Genomic DNA, 15,389 nt, shown 5'->3' with positions numbered 1-15,389 from the left:
TCGCTCTCAGGCGGCGCGCGATTCGCTCTGTCGCAGCCACTCGCGAGCGCGGCGCTGAGCCTCGGCGATTTCGCGTGCGGTCATTTCTTCGGACACATCGGACCGGCACCAGGCGGCCTCTTCATGGCCTTCCGAGGCAGCGATGTTGAACCATTTGTGCGCCTCGACCAGGTCGCAGGTAACCCCATGGCTTCCGGTCGAAAAAGCGACTCCAAGATCGTACAGCGCATCGAGCTGGCCCGCGTCATAGCGCTTGAGGCAGTCGGCGATCATCGGTTCGGCTTGTGCGCCCTGAACGATCCGTCCGCCGCCGCCTTCAATCCCATTCAATACAGTCATCATAAATCCCCCGTTTTAGACCGGCATCCCCCGCCGGCGAGACTGTTTTCGGCGGAACATGGTCAAGAAAAGGTTAACGGCGATGCCTGAATTCGAGCGTGGGTGTCATTTCGGGGCACAGCTTTTGATTTTCCGGGCATTGTCGCTTGTGCCGTGTGCCCGGCCCGCTTATAGGCCGCGCCCTGAGGGACCGCTTTTGGCGATCGAGATCGCTGCGGCGGACCTGTAGGGTACGATCCTTAGGGTCGGGGATAGAGGTAGGAATGGCCACCGCCGCATTCGGTGACAGTGAAAAACTTGCCAAGGTCCGGGCCGCCGTCGGGGCGGATTACACGCCCGACGATGATGAACCCTATATGAGCGAACGGCAGCTCAACTACTTTCGTATGTTGCTGCTCGAATGGAAGCGCTCGATCCACACCGCCGCCGAAACCACATTGCAGTCTTTGCAGGACGGGCCGTTGCGCGAAGCGGATCTCAACGATCGCGCGTCGAGCGAATCGGACTGGGGGATCGAGCTCAGGACGCGGGACCGCCAGCGCAAGCTGATTGCCAAGATCGATGCCGCCCTGCGGCGCATCGATGGCGGGGAGTACGGTTATTGCGAAGTGACCGGCGATCCCATCGGAATCAAGCGATTGATCGCAAGGCCAGTCGCGACGATGACGGTCGAGGCGCAGGAAGCTCATGAAAGGCGCGAAAAGATTTCGCGCGACGACTGATCGTTCTGGCTTGGCGCCTAGGTTGCGCTAAACATTTTCGTCACCTTTTCCGTGCTACCTGATCCAAATCGGGATCGGGTGAAAACAGAGCGTGGGTTGCAGGGCGTTTTGCACTAATAGGCTTAAGCATGGTTGAAACCCGTCATCTTGATCGCGATAGCCTCTTTCTTCTCGCCGATTTGTTGGTCGAGCATGAAAACACGCCGGTGCGCGTCAAAGTACGCAATCTGTCGGCTGGCGGAATGATGGCGGAAGGCCCGGCGGAAGTGGCGCGCGGCATGGAAGTCAGCGTCGATATCCGCAATATAGGCAAGGTGCGCGGCGTTGTTGCATGGGTGCAGGGACGTCGATTCGGTCTCGCCTTCGTCAGGGAAATCGATCCCAAGCTTGCGCGAATGCAGGTATCAGGGGGCAATCGTGAAGCGCCGCCTTACGCGCGCGCGGCGGTCGGTGCCAATTATGCGTTCCCATCCGCTGCACATCTCCGCAAGATTTGAATTTGCCCATTCCCACGGCTGACGGACAGCACGTGAACTGCTAGGCCCGAAAGGGCCATGAATCGTCTCCCGCTCTTTTCGGCGTTACTGCTGCTTTCGGCGTGCCAGGGTCAGGGCGGGGACGGCGATCTGGCCGTCGCTTTGATCGGCAACGCGGGCGACCTGAACGATTCCGGTCTGCGCCTTTCGTATCCCGCAAGCCAGGTCTATGCTGCCAGCCACCAAGGCTTGGTCCGGTTCGATGCCAACGGACAACTCGTGCCAGGTGTCGCGGAAAGATGGATCGTGACGGATGATGGGCTAAGCTACATTTTCCGTATACGCGAATTCGATCTGCACAATGGCAAACGGCTGACCGCCAAACTGGTGCAGCAATCGCTGCAACGCACGCTTGACCGGCTTTCGGGGACATCGCTCGGTCTCGATCTTGCTCCGGTGCGCGATATCCGCGCCATGACCGGACGCGTGATCGAGATCAGGCTGGATACACCAATGCCGGGTATGCTGCAGCTGCTGGCGCAGCCGGAACTCGGGCTTGCTATGCCCGGATTGGCAGTCGGGCCGATGGTCGAGAAAGACCGCGGTGGGACAAAAGTGTTGAGCGCGCTCCCTCCCGAACAGCGCGGGTTGCCGCAACAGCCGGATTGGGATGCAGGCGTGCGCCGCTTAGTGATTTCGACCGTATCCGCGCGGCACGCCGTCAAGGGTTTTTCGGACGCAGACTTCCAGCTGGTGCTGGGCGGCAGGCTGTCCACCTTGCCGCTAATCGATCTTGGACCATTGTCGCGCGGAACGATCCGGGTCGATTCCCCGCTCGGATTGTTCGGGTTGGATGTCGTGAACGCGAAGGGCTTTCTGGCCAGCCCGAACAATCGGGAGGCGCTTGCCATGGCGCTCGATAGGGCAAAGCTGATTGCACCGTTCAACATTTCCGGCTGGCCGCCGACCAACCAGCTTGTCGCCCCCCGTCTGGCCAGCGGGGACGTTGCGCGTCCCGAGCGCTGGGCCGACATGGATTTCACGGCCCGACAAGCAGAGGCTGCACGCAGAATTGCGCGGTGGAAGGCAAAAAATCGCGGTGATCTGACGCTCAGTGTCGTGCTGCCCGCGGGACCGGGGTCTGACACCCTCTTCCAAGGTTTGGCGCAACAATATGCAGCGGTCGGAATAAAGCTTGTCCGTGCCAAACAGGGCGCTGCGGGCGATCTGCAACTGCGCGACCGCGTTGCACGCTTCGCTGGCAAGCGCTGGTTTCTCGATCAGTTCAATTGCAGGGTCAGTCGAAGCCTCTGCTCGCCCGACGCCGATGCGCTGGTGGCGAAGGCCAGCAAGACCGCCGACCCCCATGCATACGATGCCGACATCGCGCAGGCGACCCAGCTGCTGACCGACCTCAACGGTTATATCCCTATCGGCGCACCGGTGCGCTGGTCGCTGGTGCGCGCTGGGGTCGAAGGCTTTTCCGATAGCGCGATGGCGATGCATCCCTTGTTCCCGCTGTCCCGTGCGCCCATTTAGGGGGCATGGAACAGGAGTCATTTCGCGAGCGCAGGCAGGCCCAGGCGATGGGGATCGACCTGCCATTGGGCAACAGCCCGGCGGATATTCGCCGGCGCATGGAAGCCATCGAGTTTCTGCTCGAGCGCAGCATTCAGATTCCCGGTACGAAGTATGCGATCGGGCTCGATGCGGTGATCGGGCTGTTGCCGGTTGTCGGTGACCTGATCGCGGCAGCCATGGGCAGTTTCATCATCTGGGAAGCTAAGCGGCTCGGCCTGCCGCGCTGGAAATTGTGGCGGATGGTAGGCAATATCGCGCTCGACACAACATTGGGCGCGGTCCCGCTCGCCGGCGATGCTTTCGATCTGCTGTTTCGGTCGAACAGCCGCAACCTCAGGATCGTGAAGCGTCACCTCGACAAACATCATCCCGAGACGCAAATCATCGAGGGTTAGTTTTCTTGGGGCGCCGAAGCGGCTAGGGCGAGAGTCATGGCTGACGTCACCTATTCTTCCTACCTCGATCTCGATCGCATTCTCTCGGCGCAGCACCCGCAATCTGATGCCCATGATGAGATGCTGTTCATCATTGTCCATCAGGCGAGCGAGCTGTGGCTCAAGCTGTGCATTCACGAACTCTTCGCCGCGCGCGACTGCATTCGGGCCGATACGCTGCGCCCGGCGTTCAAGATGCTTGCCCGCGTGGCGCGCGCGCAGGGGCAGTTGATCCAGAGCTGGGATGTGCTCAGCACCATGACTCCGCACGATTATTCAACCCTGCGCCCCCACCTGGGCGGGTCGAGCGGGTTCCAGTCGGCGCAATACCGGATGATGGAATTCCTCCTCGGCGGGCGCAATCCTGATATGATTACCATGCACGAAGCGGTGCCCGAAGTGGCCGCGGAACTGCGTGAGGAACTGACCCGCCCCAGCCTCTATGCGGAAGCGGTGGCGCTGTTGGCGCGGCGTGGCTTCGCTGTTCCCGACAAGGTGCTGCGGCGGCCCCATGCCGAAGGATGGGATCATACTTCAGAAGTCGAGGCGGCGTGGGCCGAAATCTACCGCGATCCGCAGACGCATTGGGATCTCTACGAACTGGCGGAAAAGCTGGTCGATCTCGAATATCACTTCCAGCGCTGGCGCTTCGGACATTTGAAGACGGTCGAGCGAATCATCGGCTTCAAGCGCGGCACCGGCGGGACGCCGGGCGTTCCCTATCTCGCGGGCGTGCTGAAGCAGGCGTTTTTCCCCGAACTGCTGAGCGTCAGGACCGCGCTGTGAGGACAGAGGTATGAGCACGCGCAGGATCATCGACATCAGCCAGACATTGCGCCCTGATTTGCCGGTGTGGCCGGGCGACACCGAATTCGCCTTCGAGCGAAGCTGGCGGATGGAGGAAGGCTCACCGGTCAACGTCGGTCGAATGACCATGAGCACGCATTCGGGCACCCATGGCGATGCCCCGCTCCACTATGCAGCGGACGGGCTCGATGCTGCGAGCATGGATATCACCCCCTATGTCGGTGAATGCCTTGTGATCGATGCGCGGGCAGTGACGGGAGGAACGATCGACATCGGAGATTTGCCCGATATCGGGCATATCGACCGGGTGTTGTTCAGAACATTTGAACGCTTTCCACATGATGAGTGGGTGAGCGATTTCACCGCCATCGCGCCCGAGACCATCGACTGGCTCGCCGCGCAGGGCGTGCGGCTGGTGGGGACCGATGCGCCTTCAGTCGATCCGCAGGACAGCAAGACCATGAACGCGCACAAGGCGGTCCATGCCGCCGATATGCGCATCCTCGAAGGGCTCGTGCTGGATGATGTCGAGGAAGGACGCTATGAACTGATCGCGCTGCCGTTGAAGATCGGTGGCGGCGATGCCGGGCTCACCCGCGCAATCTTGCGAGAACTGGCATGAGTTTGCATGAAGACGCCCGTCAGCGTGATGCCGCCGATCCGCTGGCAGACTACCGCGAACGCTTCATCCTCCCCGAAGGCGTGATCTATCTCGATGGCAATTCGCTAGGAGCTTTGCCGAGGGCGACCCCTGACCGGCTGGCCGAGGTTGTGCGAGGCGAATGGGGTGAAGGATTGATCCGGTCCTGGAACAGCGCCGGCTGGATCGACCTGCCGCAACGTGTCGGCGCGAAGATCGCGCCGCTGATCGGTGCCGAGCCTGAGGAGGTCATCGCCTGCGATTCGACCAGCGTGAACCTGTTCAAGCTTATCGCTGGCGCACTGTCCCTGAAACCCGGCCGCAAGGTGGTGCTGAGCGAGCCGGGCAATTTCCCGACCGATCTCTACATGATCGACGGGTTGGAAAAACAGGGCTTGGCCCAAAGACGGCTCGCTCCACGCAACGAGTTGGTCGGCGCGCTCGACGATGACGTCGCGGTGCTGCTGCTGACCCATGCTCATTATAAGACCGGTGAACTGTTCGACATGGCCGCGCTCACTCGCGCTGCTCACGACGCGGGCGCGCTTGTGCTATGGGATCTCTCGCATTCCTGCGGCGCGTATCCGGTCGATCTCAACGGCTGCGGGGCGGATTTTGCGGTCGGTTGCGGCTACAAATATTTGTGCGGCGGCCCCGGCGCGCCCGCCTTCGCCTATGTCGCCAGAAGGCACCAGCAGGCGCTACGGCAGCCACTAACCGGGTGGATGGGCCACAGCGCACCGTTCGAATTTTCCGACGATTATTCCCCGGCATCGGGCGTCGACCAGATGCTGTGCGGCACCCCGCCGATCCTCGGCCTCGCGGCGCTGGAAGTGGGCGTCGACCTGGTGACGCAAATCGGCGTCGAACGGCTCTACGCCAAGTCGCAGGCGCTATCCGAATTCTTCCGTCATTGCCTGAGCGAGCTGGGCGTATCGCTCGACGTCGTAAGCCCAACCGATCTCGCCCAGCGCGGCAGCCAGCTGTCCTTCCGCCATCGCGATGCCTTCGCGCTGTGTCAGGCACTGATCGCGCGCGGCGTGATCGGTGATTTCCGCGACCCCGATATTCTCCGCCTCGGTTTCGCGCCGGCCTATCTGCGCTTCGCGGACATGGCAGAAGCCGCGCGCCATTTGGCCGAAGTGCTCGACAGCGGCGAATGGCGCCGCGCTGAATTCAGCGAAAGAGCCGCGGTGACGTGACGCCTGAATTCAGGCGAAAGCTGACGGAGCCTAAGGTCGCCCCTTGCGATTGCGGGCGATAGTGTTCGGGTCCCACGGACCGACCTTCTTGTGTCGATTCCGAATTGCCACAACGGCCATGCCGATTGCCGCCGCTATGACGACGATGTGGAGATCGTGAAAAATACCGAAGAAGGGGTCGTATTCGATCCACAGCCACAGCCCGCCCATGACCAAGCCCGCCGCTATGCCAGCTTCCAGACGCCAGGGTTTAGGCCGTTTCACGCGTCGCACTCCCCGCTTGAGGATACATTGAAAACGCTGCGCGCTTCCATGAATGACGCAATAGAATGTAGTTAGCTGATCGATCGAATCCACCTGTTCGACAATTTGCTGTCCTACACGTTACGACCCGTGCCAGCAGCGCTGGATGACGATGATCGGGCTCAGTAAACTCCGACAACGTCAGGGCGCGGCCCTTGAGCTGGCATAATTTTCTTGCTTCAGGACCGTGTTCCATCTGTTCCAGATTTTAGGACTGCGCAGGTCGGTTCCTAACAGCTAGAGCGGTCGAACCAGAAACGGCGCCTTTCGTGATCGTAAAGCAGCCGAAAGCTCGCCATTGCGTTCATGCCGAAGATCATGGCGGGTTTGTCACCAAGACCGAAGGATGCGAAAATCGGCAAGTCGGCGACCTTGATGGCGACATCCTGTTCTGTGTGCCCGGCGAAAGACAGGCGTTCTATGGTCGCCGCGTGCGTGTCTAACTTGTGCCCAGCTGCGCCATAGAGCGCATCGCCCTTGCCGCCCAATTTAATTCCTGCCTTCTGCGCAAAGACCAGGTTGATTTCGGTCCCGCGCGATCCGGTGTCGAGGATAGCGGTCCCGCGCACCCCGTTGACGTTGACCGTGAAGGCGAGCTGCGTACCATCGGGCACTGGCTTTCCCTCCACCATTGCAGCATGCGAGTTCAGCATGGTGTTGATCGACACCGGTTTGGGCGTCACGCTGATCTTTCGGCAGGGAAAGTCAAATGCGACCAGCGCCCCGTCCATCAGATCGTTGCCGATAACCCCAGCCTCAATCTCGGCATCCATGCGGTCGGGCAGGCCCAGCGCCTCGACATTGCGGATGGTCCGTCCGTCGACCGAAAGGCTTTCAATGCGATAGCGGTTCATCATCGCCGCACCGGTCATCCCCTTGACCCTCATTGGTTCACCCTTTGTAAGACCTTGTTGGCGAGCGAACCATTCATAGACATAGGACCCATCAGCACCGGTATCGATGACAAAGGGCAGCGTGCCCTTGCCGTTGACGAATACGGGGGCGACCAGATGGCCGTTGCCCGCCGGGGTCAGCGGGACGGTCGATGCAGCCTGAGCGCCCAACAGCGCGCAGCCGAGGGCAATCGCCGTAAATCGACGCATGGGAATTCTCCTTTGGAAATCGTGTCAGGTGGTGCGTACCCGGCCGGTCACGGATCACGCTCGAACTCGAGCAGATCGCCCGGCTGGCAGTCGAGCACCTCGCAGATTGCGTCCAGGGTTTCGAAACGCATGCCTTTTACCTTGCCGGATTTGAGCAGCGACAGATTGGCTTCGGTAATCCCGATCGCCTGCGCCAACTCCTTCGAACGCATCTTGCGCCGGGCGAGCATTACGTCGAGCCGCACGGTGATCGCCATCAGACGAACCCGTCCCGATCCTGTTCGATCGCGTTTCCGAATGCGAGGATATGGACCAGCGAGAGCATAAGGATACCCAGCACCAACGCGTCCAACTGGCGTAGTTCCGGCTTGATCGCCACCGGGCTCATGTTGGCAGCATAGAGCGCGGCATGGGTGAGGAACGGGACCAGCGCATAGGCGATCAGCGCCCAAGCTATCCGCCGCAGGAGCAGGGCATTACGTGCGTCGAACACCACACCGAGCGAGAGCTGATGGAACAGCCCGATCAGACTCGCGAGCAACACCAGTCCGGGCAGCAAACGCAATATCAGCAATCCTGCAGCGAGCGTCGATTGCCACACTGCAAAACGATTTATGGCGATGAAGGTGGATGGTGTTTCTCCCACCGCGCCACCAGGCAGCACGAAGGCAAATCCGCCATTAAGCATTCCCGCGACATCGCCCGCGCGGAGCAGGATCAACAGCACCTGCACGACGGCGACCGACGCCATCGCCAGCATTAGGGTGCAGGCGACAACGAAATAAAGCCGCCCCCGCCGCGCAAGGGCAGGGCTGGGCGCAAGCCGCGCGGCTATATGTTTGCTGCTGGAATCTGGGCTGGCCACCAATATGCCTCCTTGCCGAATCGGAAGGGAGCACTAATCGCAAAATTATCGATCTACAATAATTATTTTATGCTTTACGATGTTATCCGGCCCGAAGTTCCTCCGCGAGCAGTTCGAAATCTTCCCTTCGGGGGGAGTTCTTGCGCCAGATCAGCGCGATCTCGCGGCTGGCATGCTTCGCCTTCAGTGGCCGGGCGACCACTTTGGTGCCGGTCAGTATCCCCGCGTCGAGTGCCATTTCGGGCAACATTGTCAGTCCCAGCCCACCATCGACCATTTGCACCAGCGTGTGCAGGCTGGTGCCGATCATCGTCGCGCTGGCGCGCAGTTCGGGGCGATTGCAGGCGGCCAGCGCGTGGTCGCGCAGGCAATGCCCGTCCTCCAGCAGCAGCAGCCGCCCTTCTTCGATCATGCTCGGCGGCACCTCTCCCGGCGGATCGCGCGGATCGTTGGCGGGGAAGGCCACGAACAGCCGGTCGTCGGAGATATGCGCCATCTCGACCTCGCCGGTGTCGAAGGGGAGGGCCAGCAGCACGCAATCGGCGCGCCCGTGGTGCAGCGATTCGACCGCGTCCTGGCTGGTCTCCTCGCGCAGGAACAGCTTCAATTCGGGACGTTCGCGTCGCAGTCTTGGAAGGATGCGCGGCAGCAGGAACGGTGCGATGGTCGGGATGACGCTCATCGACAGCTCGCCCGCCAATGGCTTGCCTGCGGCCTGCACCAGATCGGCCAGTTCCTCCGCCTCGCGCAGGATGCGATGCGCCTTGGCGACCACCTGGTTGCCAAGGGCCGTAAACCGCACGACCCGGCGACTGCGCTCGACCAGAGTCACGCCAAGCAGTGATTCAAGCTCACGGATCCCCGCAGAGAGCGTCGACTGCGAAACGAAGCTTGCGTCCGCGGCGCGCCCGAAATGCCCATGCTCGTGCAGCGCCACGAGATATTGCAGCTGCTTGAGCGTCGGCAAATACGTCGACATGTTTTGCGCCCCTCTCGCGCCGCTATTCCGCCGCTTCGGCGGTTGGGTTTGCGGTGGCGCGCAGGTCGGCCTCCATGTCGTCGATATGGGTCATGAGCAGCCGCCCATCCTTGACCGCGAACGCCAGCTTGCCTTCGACGAGATCGAGCGCGTCACGGCCGAACACCTCATAGCGCCAGCCTTCGAGCACCGGGAGCTTGCGCGTACCGGCGGCCAGCGCTTCCATTTCATCCGAGCGGGTCAGCAGCCGCGCGGCAACGTCGATCTCTCGCGCGCGGATCTTGAGCAGCAGCTTGAGCAAATCGGCCACCAGCGCGCCTTCCTTGCCCAGCGGGGCGCCGGGCTTGGGCTTCACCGGCATTTCGTCTTTGGGCAGCGGTTCGGCCTTTTCGAGCACCTTCATCAGCCGCTTGCCGATGTCATTGTCCCGCCAGGAGTTGGACAGGCCGCGCACCTTGGCCAGATCGCCCTGTGCCTTGGGCGGGTGGCTGGCGATATCGGCCAGCGTTTCGTCCCGCATAATCCGCCCGCGAGGAATGTTCTTGTGCTGGGCCTCTCCCTCGCGCCACGCAGCCAGCGCTTTCAGGCGTCCGAGCACTGCCGGATTGCGCCCCGGCGAGCGAATGCGCTTCCACGACAGACCGGGATCATTGGCATAATTCGCCGGTTCGGCGAGCTTTTCCATCTCTGCATCGAGCCACCCGCCGCGCCCGGTCTTGATCAGTTTCTTGAGGATGCGTGGGAAGATGTTGGACAGGTGGGTGACATCGCCGATGGCATATTCGATCTGCCGGTCGGTCAGCGGGCGGCGGCTCCAGTCGGTGAAGCGCGCACCTTTGTCGACGGTGAAGCCGAGCCAGCTTTCGACAAGGTTGGCGTAGCCGATCTGCTCGGACTGGCTGATCGCCATCATCGCGATCTGGGTGTCGAATATAGGATGCGGGGTCTTGCCGGTGAGGTTGTAGATGATTTCGACATCCTGCCCCCCGGCGTGGAACACCTTGAGCACGTCTTCATTGTCGACCAGCAGATCAAGCAGTGGCGCCAGATCGATATTCGGAGCCAGCGGATCGATCGCGGCGGCTTCCTTGTCATTGGCGATTTGCACCAGGCAAAGTTCCGGCCAATAGGTGTTCTCGCGCATGAATTCGGTATCAACCGTCACGAAATCCGATTTGGCGAGCCGCTCGCACAAGGCGCTCAATGTGTCGGTATCGGTAATCAACTCATGGATTTGCATAGTCTTTTCTTTTGTTCGCGTTCGGGCGGAGTGCCGCCCCCGGCATCGCCCGCGCCTTGACAAAAGGGCAAGCTTGGCCTGTTAGCGCGCGCGAGCCGATGGCAAATGCCTGCGCTATGCACACGCCTTGCCTCATAGCCCCGAAATTGGAAAGAGTTTAGATGCACGACTATCGTACCCACACCTGCGCACAGCTTTCGCAGGACAACGTCGGCGAAACCGTCCGCCTCTCGGGCTGGGTGCATAACAAGCGCGACCATGGCGGTGTGCTGTTCGTCGATCTGCGCGATCACTACGGCATCACCCAGATCGTTGCCGACAGCGATAGCGAGGCTTTGCCGGTGCTCGATCGGTTGAAGCTCGAATCGGTCGTCACGATCGAAGGGACGGTCAAGGCGCGTGCCCCGGAAGCGGTGAATGCCAATTTGCCGACTGGCGGGATCGAGGTGTTCGCGCGTGAATGCACGGTGCAGAGCCGGGCCGAGGAATTGCCGCTGATCGTCAATTCGGCGGAGGATTATCCGGAGGAGACGCGTCTCAAATATCGCTTCGTCGATCTGCGGCGCGAACGTGTGCACAAGAACATTGTCCTGCGCAGCCAGGTCATCACGTCCATCCGCCGCCGCATGACCGATCAGGGATTCACCGAATTCCAGACCCCGATCCTGGGCGCCTCCAGCCCCGAAGGTGCGCGCGACTATCTGGTCCCCAGTCGCCTGCATCCGGGTCGGTTCTATGCGCTTCCGCAGGCGCCGCAGATGTTCAAGCAGTTGCTGATGGTGGCCGGGTTCGACCGTTATTTCCAGATTGCACCATGTTTTCGCGACGAGGATCTGCGCGCCGACCGTTCCCCAGAATTCTACCAGCTCGACTTCGAGATGAGCTTTGTCACACAGGAAGACGTGTTCCAGGCGATCGAGCCGGTTCTGGCCGGCGTGTTCGAGGAGTTCGCGAACAGCAAGAGCGTGACCCCGGCGGGCACCTTCCCGCGCATCCCCTATGCCGAAGCGATGCTGAAATATGGCAGCGACAAGCCGGACCTGCGCAACCCGTTGATTATTTCGGACGTTACCCATCACTTCGAAAAGTCCGGTTTCGGCCTGTTTGAGAAGATCGTCGGCGGTGGTGGCCGGGTGCGGGTGATCCCGGCGCCCAACACGCATGAAAAGAGCCGCAAGTTCTTCGACGAGATGAATGACTGGGCGCGCCGCGAAGGCTTCGCCGGGCTTGGCTATGTCACCCGCAAGGGCGGTGAGTTCGGCGGCCCGATCGCCAAGAATCACGGCACCGAAGGCATGGAGAAGCTCTATGCCGAGCTGGGACTTGGCGAGAATGACGGGCTGTTCTTTGCCGCGGGCAAGGAAAAGGACGCCGCCAAGCTCGCCGGTGCCGCGCGCACGCGCGTTGGCGAGGAACTGGGCCTGATCGAGCAGGGCTGCTTCAAATTCTGCTGGATCGTCGACTTCCCGATGTTCGAATATGACGAGGACGCCAAGAAGGTCGACTTCAGCCACAATCCCTTCTCGATGCCGCAGGGCGAGATGGAAGCGCTGGAGAATCAGGACCCGCTCGAAATCAAGGCTTGGCAGTACGACATCGTCTGCAACGGCTATGAGCTGTCCTCGGGTGCGATCCGGAATCACAAGCCCGAAATCATGTACAAGGCGTTCGAGATCGCCGGCTATTCCAAAGCCGACGTCGATGCGAATTTCTCCGGCATGATCGAAGCTTTCAAGCTCGGTGCGCCACCACACGGAGGCTCTGCGCCCGGGATCGACCGGATCGTGATGCTGCTCGCAGACGAGCCCAATATCCGCGAGGTCATCGCCTTCCCGCTCAACCAGCGCGCGCAGGACCTGATGATGGGCGCACCCAGCGCAGTTGGCCCGCGCCAGCTGCGCGATGTGCACATCCGCACGATCGAAGCGCCCAAGGCAGAGACGAAGAACGCCGATTGATAAAGCGATCCCGCCGCCGCCTAAGCGCAGCGGCGGGACGACAATCGCGGCAGGTCAGTCTGCCTGCGGAGCCGCCTCGGCGGCATCCGCTGGCAAGCCGCCCAGTTGGGTCACCAGCTTGATATAGGCGTCAAGGTAGGCGAGCACGATCACCTGCCCGATCTCGGTGTTCTGGTATCCGCCGCCAGCTGCCGCTCCAAATCCGGACCACCAGCCGCCGCCAGCCCCGCCGCCGAAGGAAATGTCCTTCTTGCGGGCGTAACCTTCAACCAGCGCTTCCTCGACCGTCGTGCGCGCATTGACGATCGACAGGGTGACATTGGCTTCCTTCTTCTTGATGTTCAGCCCTCCGGCGATCCCGCCGAGTAACCGGCTGCCGAGAAGGCCGCCCATCGCCGCACCAAGTCCGCCGCCGCCGCTGTTACGATTGGTCGTGACGATATCGGGCTGGAGGAAGTAGTCCGCAGCCTTGACTTGGCCGCGCCCGAGGTTGGACCCCTGCTGGAGCTCGCCTTGTTCGGCGAGCGCACGCTCCATCGCGCGGTTCTGCATCGAGCGACCGCGATTAACCAGCGTAAAGCAGCCGGATCTTTGCACAAAGACCCGCAGGATGGCTTCCGGGCTTCCCAGACTGAGCTGTCGCCACCATTGATTGTCGGGCTCAACAATCGCGACGGTCCCCAGATTGCGGGTGCAGCGCGGAATCTCGGCGGTTCCACGATCCTGGGCCTGACGACCGGATGAGCGGTCCTTAGCAACGGCTGGTATGGGAGCAAGCAAGGTTGCAGCGGCTAATAATGCGAAGAATCGCGAACGGTTCATGGTGATATCCCCTCTTCACCTCACGATGGCCAAGGTTCGCTTTTGCGATACCCCGCATACGTGCGAGCCCGTTGATTCCCTGCATACCAAACCAGTTGAATCCGTCCAGACGACACGTTCGTCGCGTGATGTAAGTTGCGGGACTTGCCAGCACTCGCAGCGTTCAGTAGGGCGAAAGGCAAGATTCCAAACCCAGTCCAAGAGGGAATACATATGAGCGATACTGCCGAACGCGTGCAGAAGATTGTTGTCGAACATCTTGGCGTCGAAGCCGAGAAGGTGACGCCCGATGCAAGCTTTATTGATGATCTGGGTGCGGACAGCCTCGACATCGTCGAGCTGGTGATGGCTTTCGAGGAAGAATTCGGTGTCGAAATCCCCGACGATGATGCAGCCGAGAAGATCACCACTGTTGGCGATGCGACGAGCTACATCGACGAACACCGGGGCTAACGCGCTGCCATTGTGAGCCCGTTCGCCTGATGCAGGTCGAAGGGCTGCGTTTTTCCTTGCCATGGCTTGGAAAAATCACGGGACTTCGACAGGCTCAGCCCCAATGGGTTGGGCCTGTAGTCGTTTGTAGGTTACAGGGCTTGCGTTTCTGGGTGAAATGACATCGGCGGCCTCCAGCGCCGCACATTTGATTGGAGAGTAGTGAATGCGTCGTGTGGTCGTAACCGGTCTCGGTCTCGTCACCCCGCTTGGCGGAGATGTGGAAACTTCCTGGGCGAATCTGATCGCCGGAAAAAGCGGCGCGGGACAGATCACGCGCTTCGATGCGTCCAACCAGAAGGCGACCATCGCCTGCGAGGTAAAGGACAAGGACCACGAATGGGGATTCGATGCAGATAAGCGCGTCGATCCGAAGATCCAGCGGCAGGTCGATCCGTTCATCGTCTACGGTCTCGATGCCGCAGGGCAGGCGATCGAGGACGCGGGCCTGACCGAGATGGACGAGGCCACGCGCGAACGCGCAGGCGTGTCGATCGGTGCGGGCATCGGCGGCTTGCCGGGCATCGAGTATGAATCGGTGAACCTCCACGAACGCGGTCCCGGCCGGGTCAGCCCGCACTTCGTGCATGGTCGGATCATCAATCTTATCAGCGGGCAGGTGTCGATCCGCTATGGCCTGATGGGTCCGAACCACGCGGTCGTCACCGCATGTTCCACCGGTGCGCATTCGATCGGCGATGCCGCGCGCATGATTCGCGACGATGATGCGGACATCATGCTGGCGGGAGGCTCCGAATCGACCGTGAACCCGCTGGGTATCGCAGGTTTCGCGCAGGCGCGCGCACTCAACACCAGCATGAACGACACGCCCGAGAAGGCGAGCCGTCCCTACGACAAGAACCGTGGCGGATTCGTCATGGGCGAGGGCGCGGGTGTGGTCGTGCTCGAAGAATATGAGCACGCCAAGGCACGCGGTGCGAAGATTTATGCCGAAGTGGTCGGCTATGGTCTGTCGGGCGACGCCTATCACGTGACTGCGCCGCATCCCGAAGGGCGCGGGGCAGAACTGTCGATGCGGATGGCGCTTCGCAAGGCTGGATTGGAGCCTTGCGATATCGATTATATCAACGCGCACGGCACCAGCACGATGGCCGATACCATCGAACTGGCAGCGGCCAAGCGCGTGTTCGGCGATGATCTGTGCGGGGCTTCGATGAGCAGCACAAAGTCGGCTATCGGGCATTTGCTCGGTGGGGCTGGCGCCGTCGAAAGCATCTTCTGCATTCTGGCGATTCGCGATCAGATCGTCCCGCCCACGCTGAACCTCGATGATCCCGACGAAGGAACAGAGGGTGTCGATCTTGTTCCCCACACAGCGAAGAAGCGCGAGGTCAACGCCGTGCTCAACAACAGCTTCGGGTTCGGTGGCACCAATGCCTCGCTGGTCATGAAGAAAGTCGACTGA

Annotated in this window: 18 protein-coding genes; 10 read left to right on the top strand and 8 right to left on the bottom strand. The window is 61.2% G+C overall.

Annotated features, from left to right (window positions below; all coding sequences use genetic code 11):
- Positions 1-6: 6 nt before the first annotated feature.
- The gene (locus GRI58_RS03015; RefSeq protein WP_237452090.1) at positions 7-273 is read right to left on the bottom strand and encodes an SEL1-like repeat protein; all 267 of its coding nucleotides are present in this window, start codon (positions 271-273) and stop codon (positions 7-9) included.
- A gap of 329 nt (positions 274-602) precedes the next feature.
- On the opposite strand from GRI58_RS03015, the gene dksA reads away from it, so the two are divergent.
- The 7 genes from dksA (at position 603) to kynU (ending at position 6,201) form a co-directional block, all read left to right on the top strand.
- Positions 603-1,061 carry an RNA polymerase-binding protein DksA gene (dksA, locus tag GRI58_RS03010; protein WP_160752091.1) on the top strand — a complete coding sequence of 153 codons (459 nt, stop codon included), beginning with the start codon at positions 603-605 and terminating at the stop codon, positions 1,059-1,061.
- 128 nt (positions 1,062-1,189) lie between these two features.
- Positions 1,190-1,558: a PilZ domain-containing protein gene (locus GRI58_RS03005; RefSeq protein WP_160752090.1), complete on the top strand. Its 369-nt coding sequence runs from the start codon at positions 1,190-1,192 to the stop codon at positions 1,556-1,558.
- Between the two features lie 57 nt (positions 1,559-1,615).
- On the top strand, positions 1,616-3,076 hold the full coding sequence (locus GRI58_RS03000) for an ABC transporter substrate-binding protein (protein ID WP_160752089.1): 1,461 nt from the start codon (positions 1,616-1,618) through the stop codon (positions 3,074-3,076).
- A gap of 5 nt (positions 3,077-3,081) precedes the next feature.
- Positions 3,082-3,513, top strand: a complete 432-nt coding sequence (locus GRI58_RS02995; RefSeq protein ID WP_160752088.1) for a DUF4112 domain-containing protein — start codon at positions 3,082-3,084, stop codon at positions 3,511-3,513.
- A 36-nt stretch (positions 3,514-3,549) separates the two neighbouring features.
- A complete protein-coding gene (locus tag GRI58_RS02990; RefSeq protein ID WP_160752087.1) occupies positions 3,550-4,338 on the top strand; it encodes a tryptophan 2,3-dioxygenase in 789 nt (262 codons plus the stop codon).
- Positions 4,339-4,348: 10 nt separating this feature from the next.
- Entirely contained in the window at positions 4,349-4,981 is a 633-nt protein-coding gene (gene kynB / locus GRI58_RS02985; protein WP_160752086.1) for an arylformamidase, read from the top strand.
- Positions 4,978-6,201, top strand: a complete 1,224-nt coding sequence (kynU, locus tag GRI58_RS02980) for a kynureninase (RefSeq protein ID WP_419957017.1) — start codon at positions 4,978-4,980, stop codon at positions 6,199-6,201. Before kynB ends, kynU begins: the two co-directional genes overlap by 4 nt.
- 30 nt (positions 6,202-6,231) lie before the next feature.
- Here kynU and GRI58_RS02975 read toward each other — a convergent pair whose 3' ends face one another.
- The 6 genes from GRI58_RS02975 to rnd form a co-directional block, all read right to left on the bottom strand.
- The gene (locus tag GRI58_RS02975) at positions 6,232-6,465 is read right to left on the bottom strand and encodes a hypothetical protein (protein WP_160752085.1); all 234 of its coding nucleotides are present in this window, start codon (positions 6,463-6,465) and stop codon (positions 6,232-6,234) included.
- A gap of 269 nt (positions 6,466-6,734) precedes the next feature.
- Positions 6,735-7,607, bottom strand: coding sequence for an aspartyl protease family protein (locus GRI58_RS02970; protein WP_160752084.1), 873 nt, complete (start codon positions 7,605-7,607; stop codon positions 6,735-6,737).
- Positions 7,608-7,654: 47 nt separating this feature from the next.
- Positions 7,655-7,864, bottom strand: coding sequence for a helix-turn-helix domain-containing protein (locus tag GRI58_RS02965; RefSeq protein WP_160752083.1), 210 nt, complete (start codon positions 7,862-7,864; stop codon positions 7,655-7,657).
- Positions 7,864-8,472 carry a hypothetical protein gene (locus GRI58_RS02960; protein ID WP_160752082.1) on the bottom strand — a complete coding sequence of 203 codons (609 nt, stop codon included), beginning with the start codon at positions 8,470-8,472 and terminating at the stop codon, positions 7,864-7,866. The genes GRI58_RS02965 and GRI58_RS02960 overlap by 1 nt, the downstream gene beginning before the upstream one ends.
- A gap of 82 nt (positions 8,473-8,554) precedes the next feature.
- Positions 8,555-9,451: a hydrogen peroxide-inducible genes activator gene (locus GRI58_RS02955; RefSeq protein ID WP_160752081.1), complete on the bottom strand. Its 897-nt coding sequence runs from the start codon at positions 9,449-9,451 to the stop codon at positions 8,555-8,557.
- 22 nt (positions 9,452-9,473) lie between these two features.
- Entirely contained in the window at positions 9,474-10,691 is a 1,218-nt protein-coding gene (gene rnd, locus GRI58_RS02950; protein WP_160752080.1) for a ribonuclease D, read from the bottom strand.
- Between the two features lie 161 nt (positions 10,692-10,852).
- Between rnd and aspS the strand changes: the two genes are divergently transcribed.
- Positions 10,853-12,649, top strand: coding sequence for an aspartate--tRNA ligase (gene aspS / locus GRI58_RS02945; protein WP_160752079.1), 1,797 nt, complete (start codon positions 10,853-10,855; stop codon positions 12,647-12,649).
- 54 nt (positions 12,650-12,703) lie between these two features.
- Here the strand turns inward: aspS and GRI58_RS02940 are convergent, their stop codons facing one another.
- Positions 12,704-13,471 (bottom strand): CsgG/HfaB family protein, encoded by a 768-nt coding sequence (locus GRI58_RS02940; RefSeq protein ID WP_160752078.1) that lies wholly within the window; start codon positions 13,469-13,471, stop codon positions 12,704-12,706.
- A 213-nt stretch (positions 13,472-13,684) separates the two neighbouring features.
- Here GRI58_RS02940 and GRI58_RS02935 point away from each other — a divergent pair, with 213 nt between their 5' ends.
- Positions 13,685-13,924 carry an acyl carrier protein gene (locus tag GRI58_RS02935; protein WP_160752077.1) on the top strand — a complete coding sequence of 80 codons (240 nt, stop codon included), beginning with the start codon at positions 13,685-13,687 and terminating at the stop codon, positions 13,922-13,924.
- A gap of 205 nt (positions 13,925-14,129) precedes the next feature.
- Positions 14,130-15,389, top strand: a complete 1,260-nt coding sequence (fabF, locus tag GRI58_RS02930) for a beta-ketoacyl-ACP synthase II (protein ID WP_160752076.1) — start codon at positions 14,130-14,132, stop codon at positions 15,387-15,389.

The organism is Qipengyuania algicida (genome assembly GCF_009828025.1).
Classification (GTDB): domain Bacteria; phylum Pseudomonadota; class Alphaproteobacteria; order Sphingomonadales; family Sphingomonadaceae; genus Qipengyuania; species Qipengyuania algicida.
Note: the sequence above shows the minus strand (reverse complement) of the source record. Positions and strands in the feature narration are given on the sequence as shown.

Excerpts from the sequence above, each read along its gene's own strand:
- GRI58_RS03015 (WP_237452090.1), bottom strand. The coding sequence starts at position 273 with ATGATCGCCGACTGCCTCAAGCGCTATGACGCGGGCCAGCTCGATGCG.
- dksA (WP_160752091.1), top strand. The coding sequence starts at position 603 with ATGGCCACCGCCGCATTCGGTGACAGTGAAAAACTTGCCAAGGTCCGG.
- GRI58_RS03005 (WP_160752090.1), top strand. The coding sequence starts at position 1,190 with ATGGTTGAAACCCGTCATCTTGATCGCGATAGCCTCTTTCTTCTCGCC.
- GRI58_RS03000 (WP_160752089.1), top strand. The coding sequence starts at position 1,616 with ATGAATCGTCTCCCGCTCTTTTCGGCGTTACTGCTGCTTTCGGCGTGC.
- GRI58_RS02995 (WP_160752088.1), top strand. The coding sequence starts at position 3,082 with ATGGAACAGGAGTCATTTCGCGAGCGCAGGCAGGCCCAGGCGATGGGG.
- GRI58_RS02990 (WP_160752087.1), top strand. The coding sequence starts at position 3,550 with ATGGCTGACGTCACCTATTCTTCCTACCTCGATCTCGATCGCATTCTC.
- kynB (WP_160752086.1), top strand. The coding sequence starts at position 4,349 with ATGAGCACGCGCAGGATCATCGACATCAGCCAGACATTGCGCCCTGAT.
- kynU (WP_419957017.1), top strand. The coding sequence starts at position 4,978 with ATGAGTTTGCATGAAGACGCCCGTCAGCGTGATGCCGCCGATCCGCTG.
- GRI58_RS02970 (WP_160752084.1), bottom strand. The coding sequence starts at position 7,607 with ATGCGTCGATTTACGGCGATTGCCCTCGGCTGCGCGCTGTTGGGCGCT.
- GRI58_RS02965 (WP_160752083.1), bottom strand. The coding sequence starts at position 7,864 with ATGGCGATCACCGTGCGGCTCGACGTAATGCTCGCCCGGCGCAAGATG.
- GRI58_RS02955 (WP_160752081.1), bottom strand. The coding sequence starts at position 9,451 with ATGTCGACGTATTTGCCGACGCTCAAGCAGCTGCAATATCTCGTGGCG.
- rnd (WP_160752080.1), bottom strand. The coding sequence starts at position 10,691 with ATGCAAATCCATGAGTTGATTACCGATACCGACACATTGAGCGCCTTG.
- aspS (WP_160752079.1), top strand. The coding sequence starts at position 10,853 with ATGCACGACTATCGTACCCACACCTGCGCACAGCTTTCGCAGGACAAC.
- GRI58_RS02940 (WP_160752078.1), bottom strand. The coding sequence starts at position 13,471 with ATGAACCGTTCGCGATTCTTCGCATTATTAGCCGCTGCAACCTTGCTT.
- GRI58_RS02935 (WP_160752077.1), top strand. The coding sequence starts at position 13,685 with ATGAGCGATACTGCCGAACGCGTGCAGAAGATTGTTGTCGAACATCTT.
- fabF (WP_160752076.1), top strand. The coding sequence starts at position 14,130 with ATGCGTCGTGTGGTCGTAACCGGTCTCGGTCTCGTCACCCCGCTTGGC.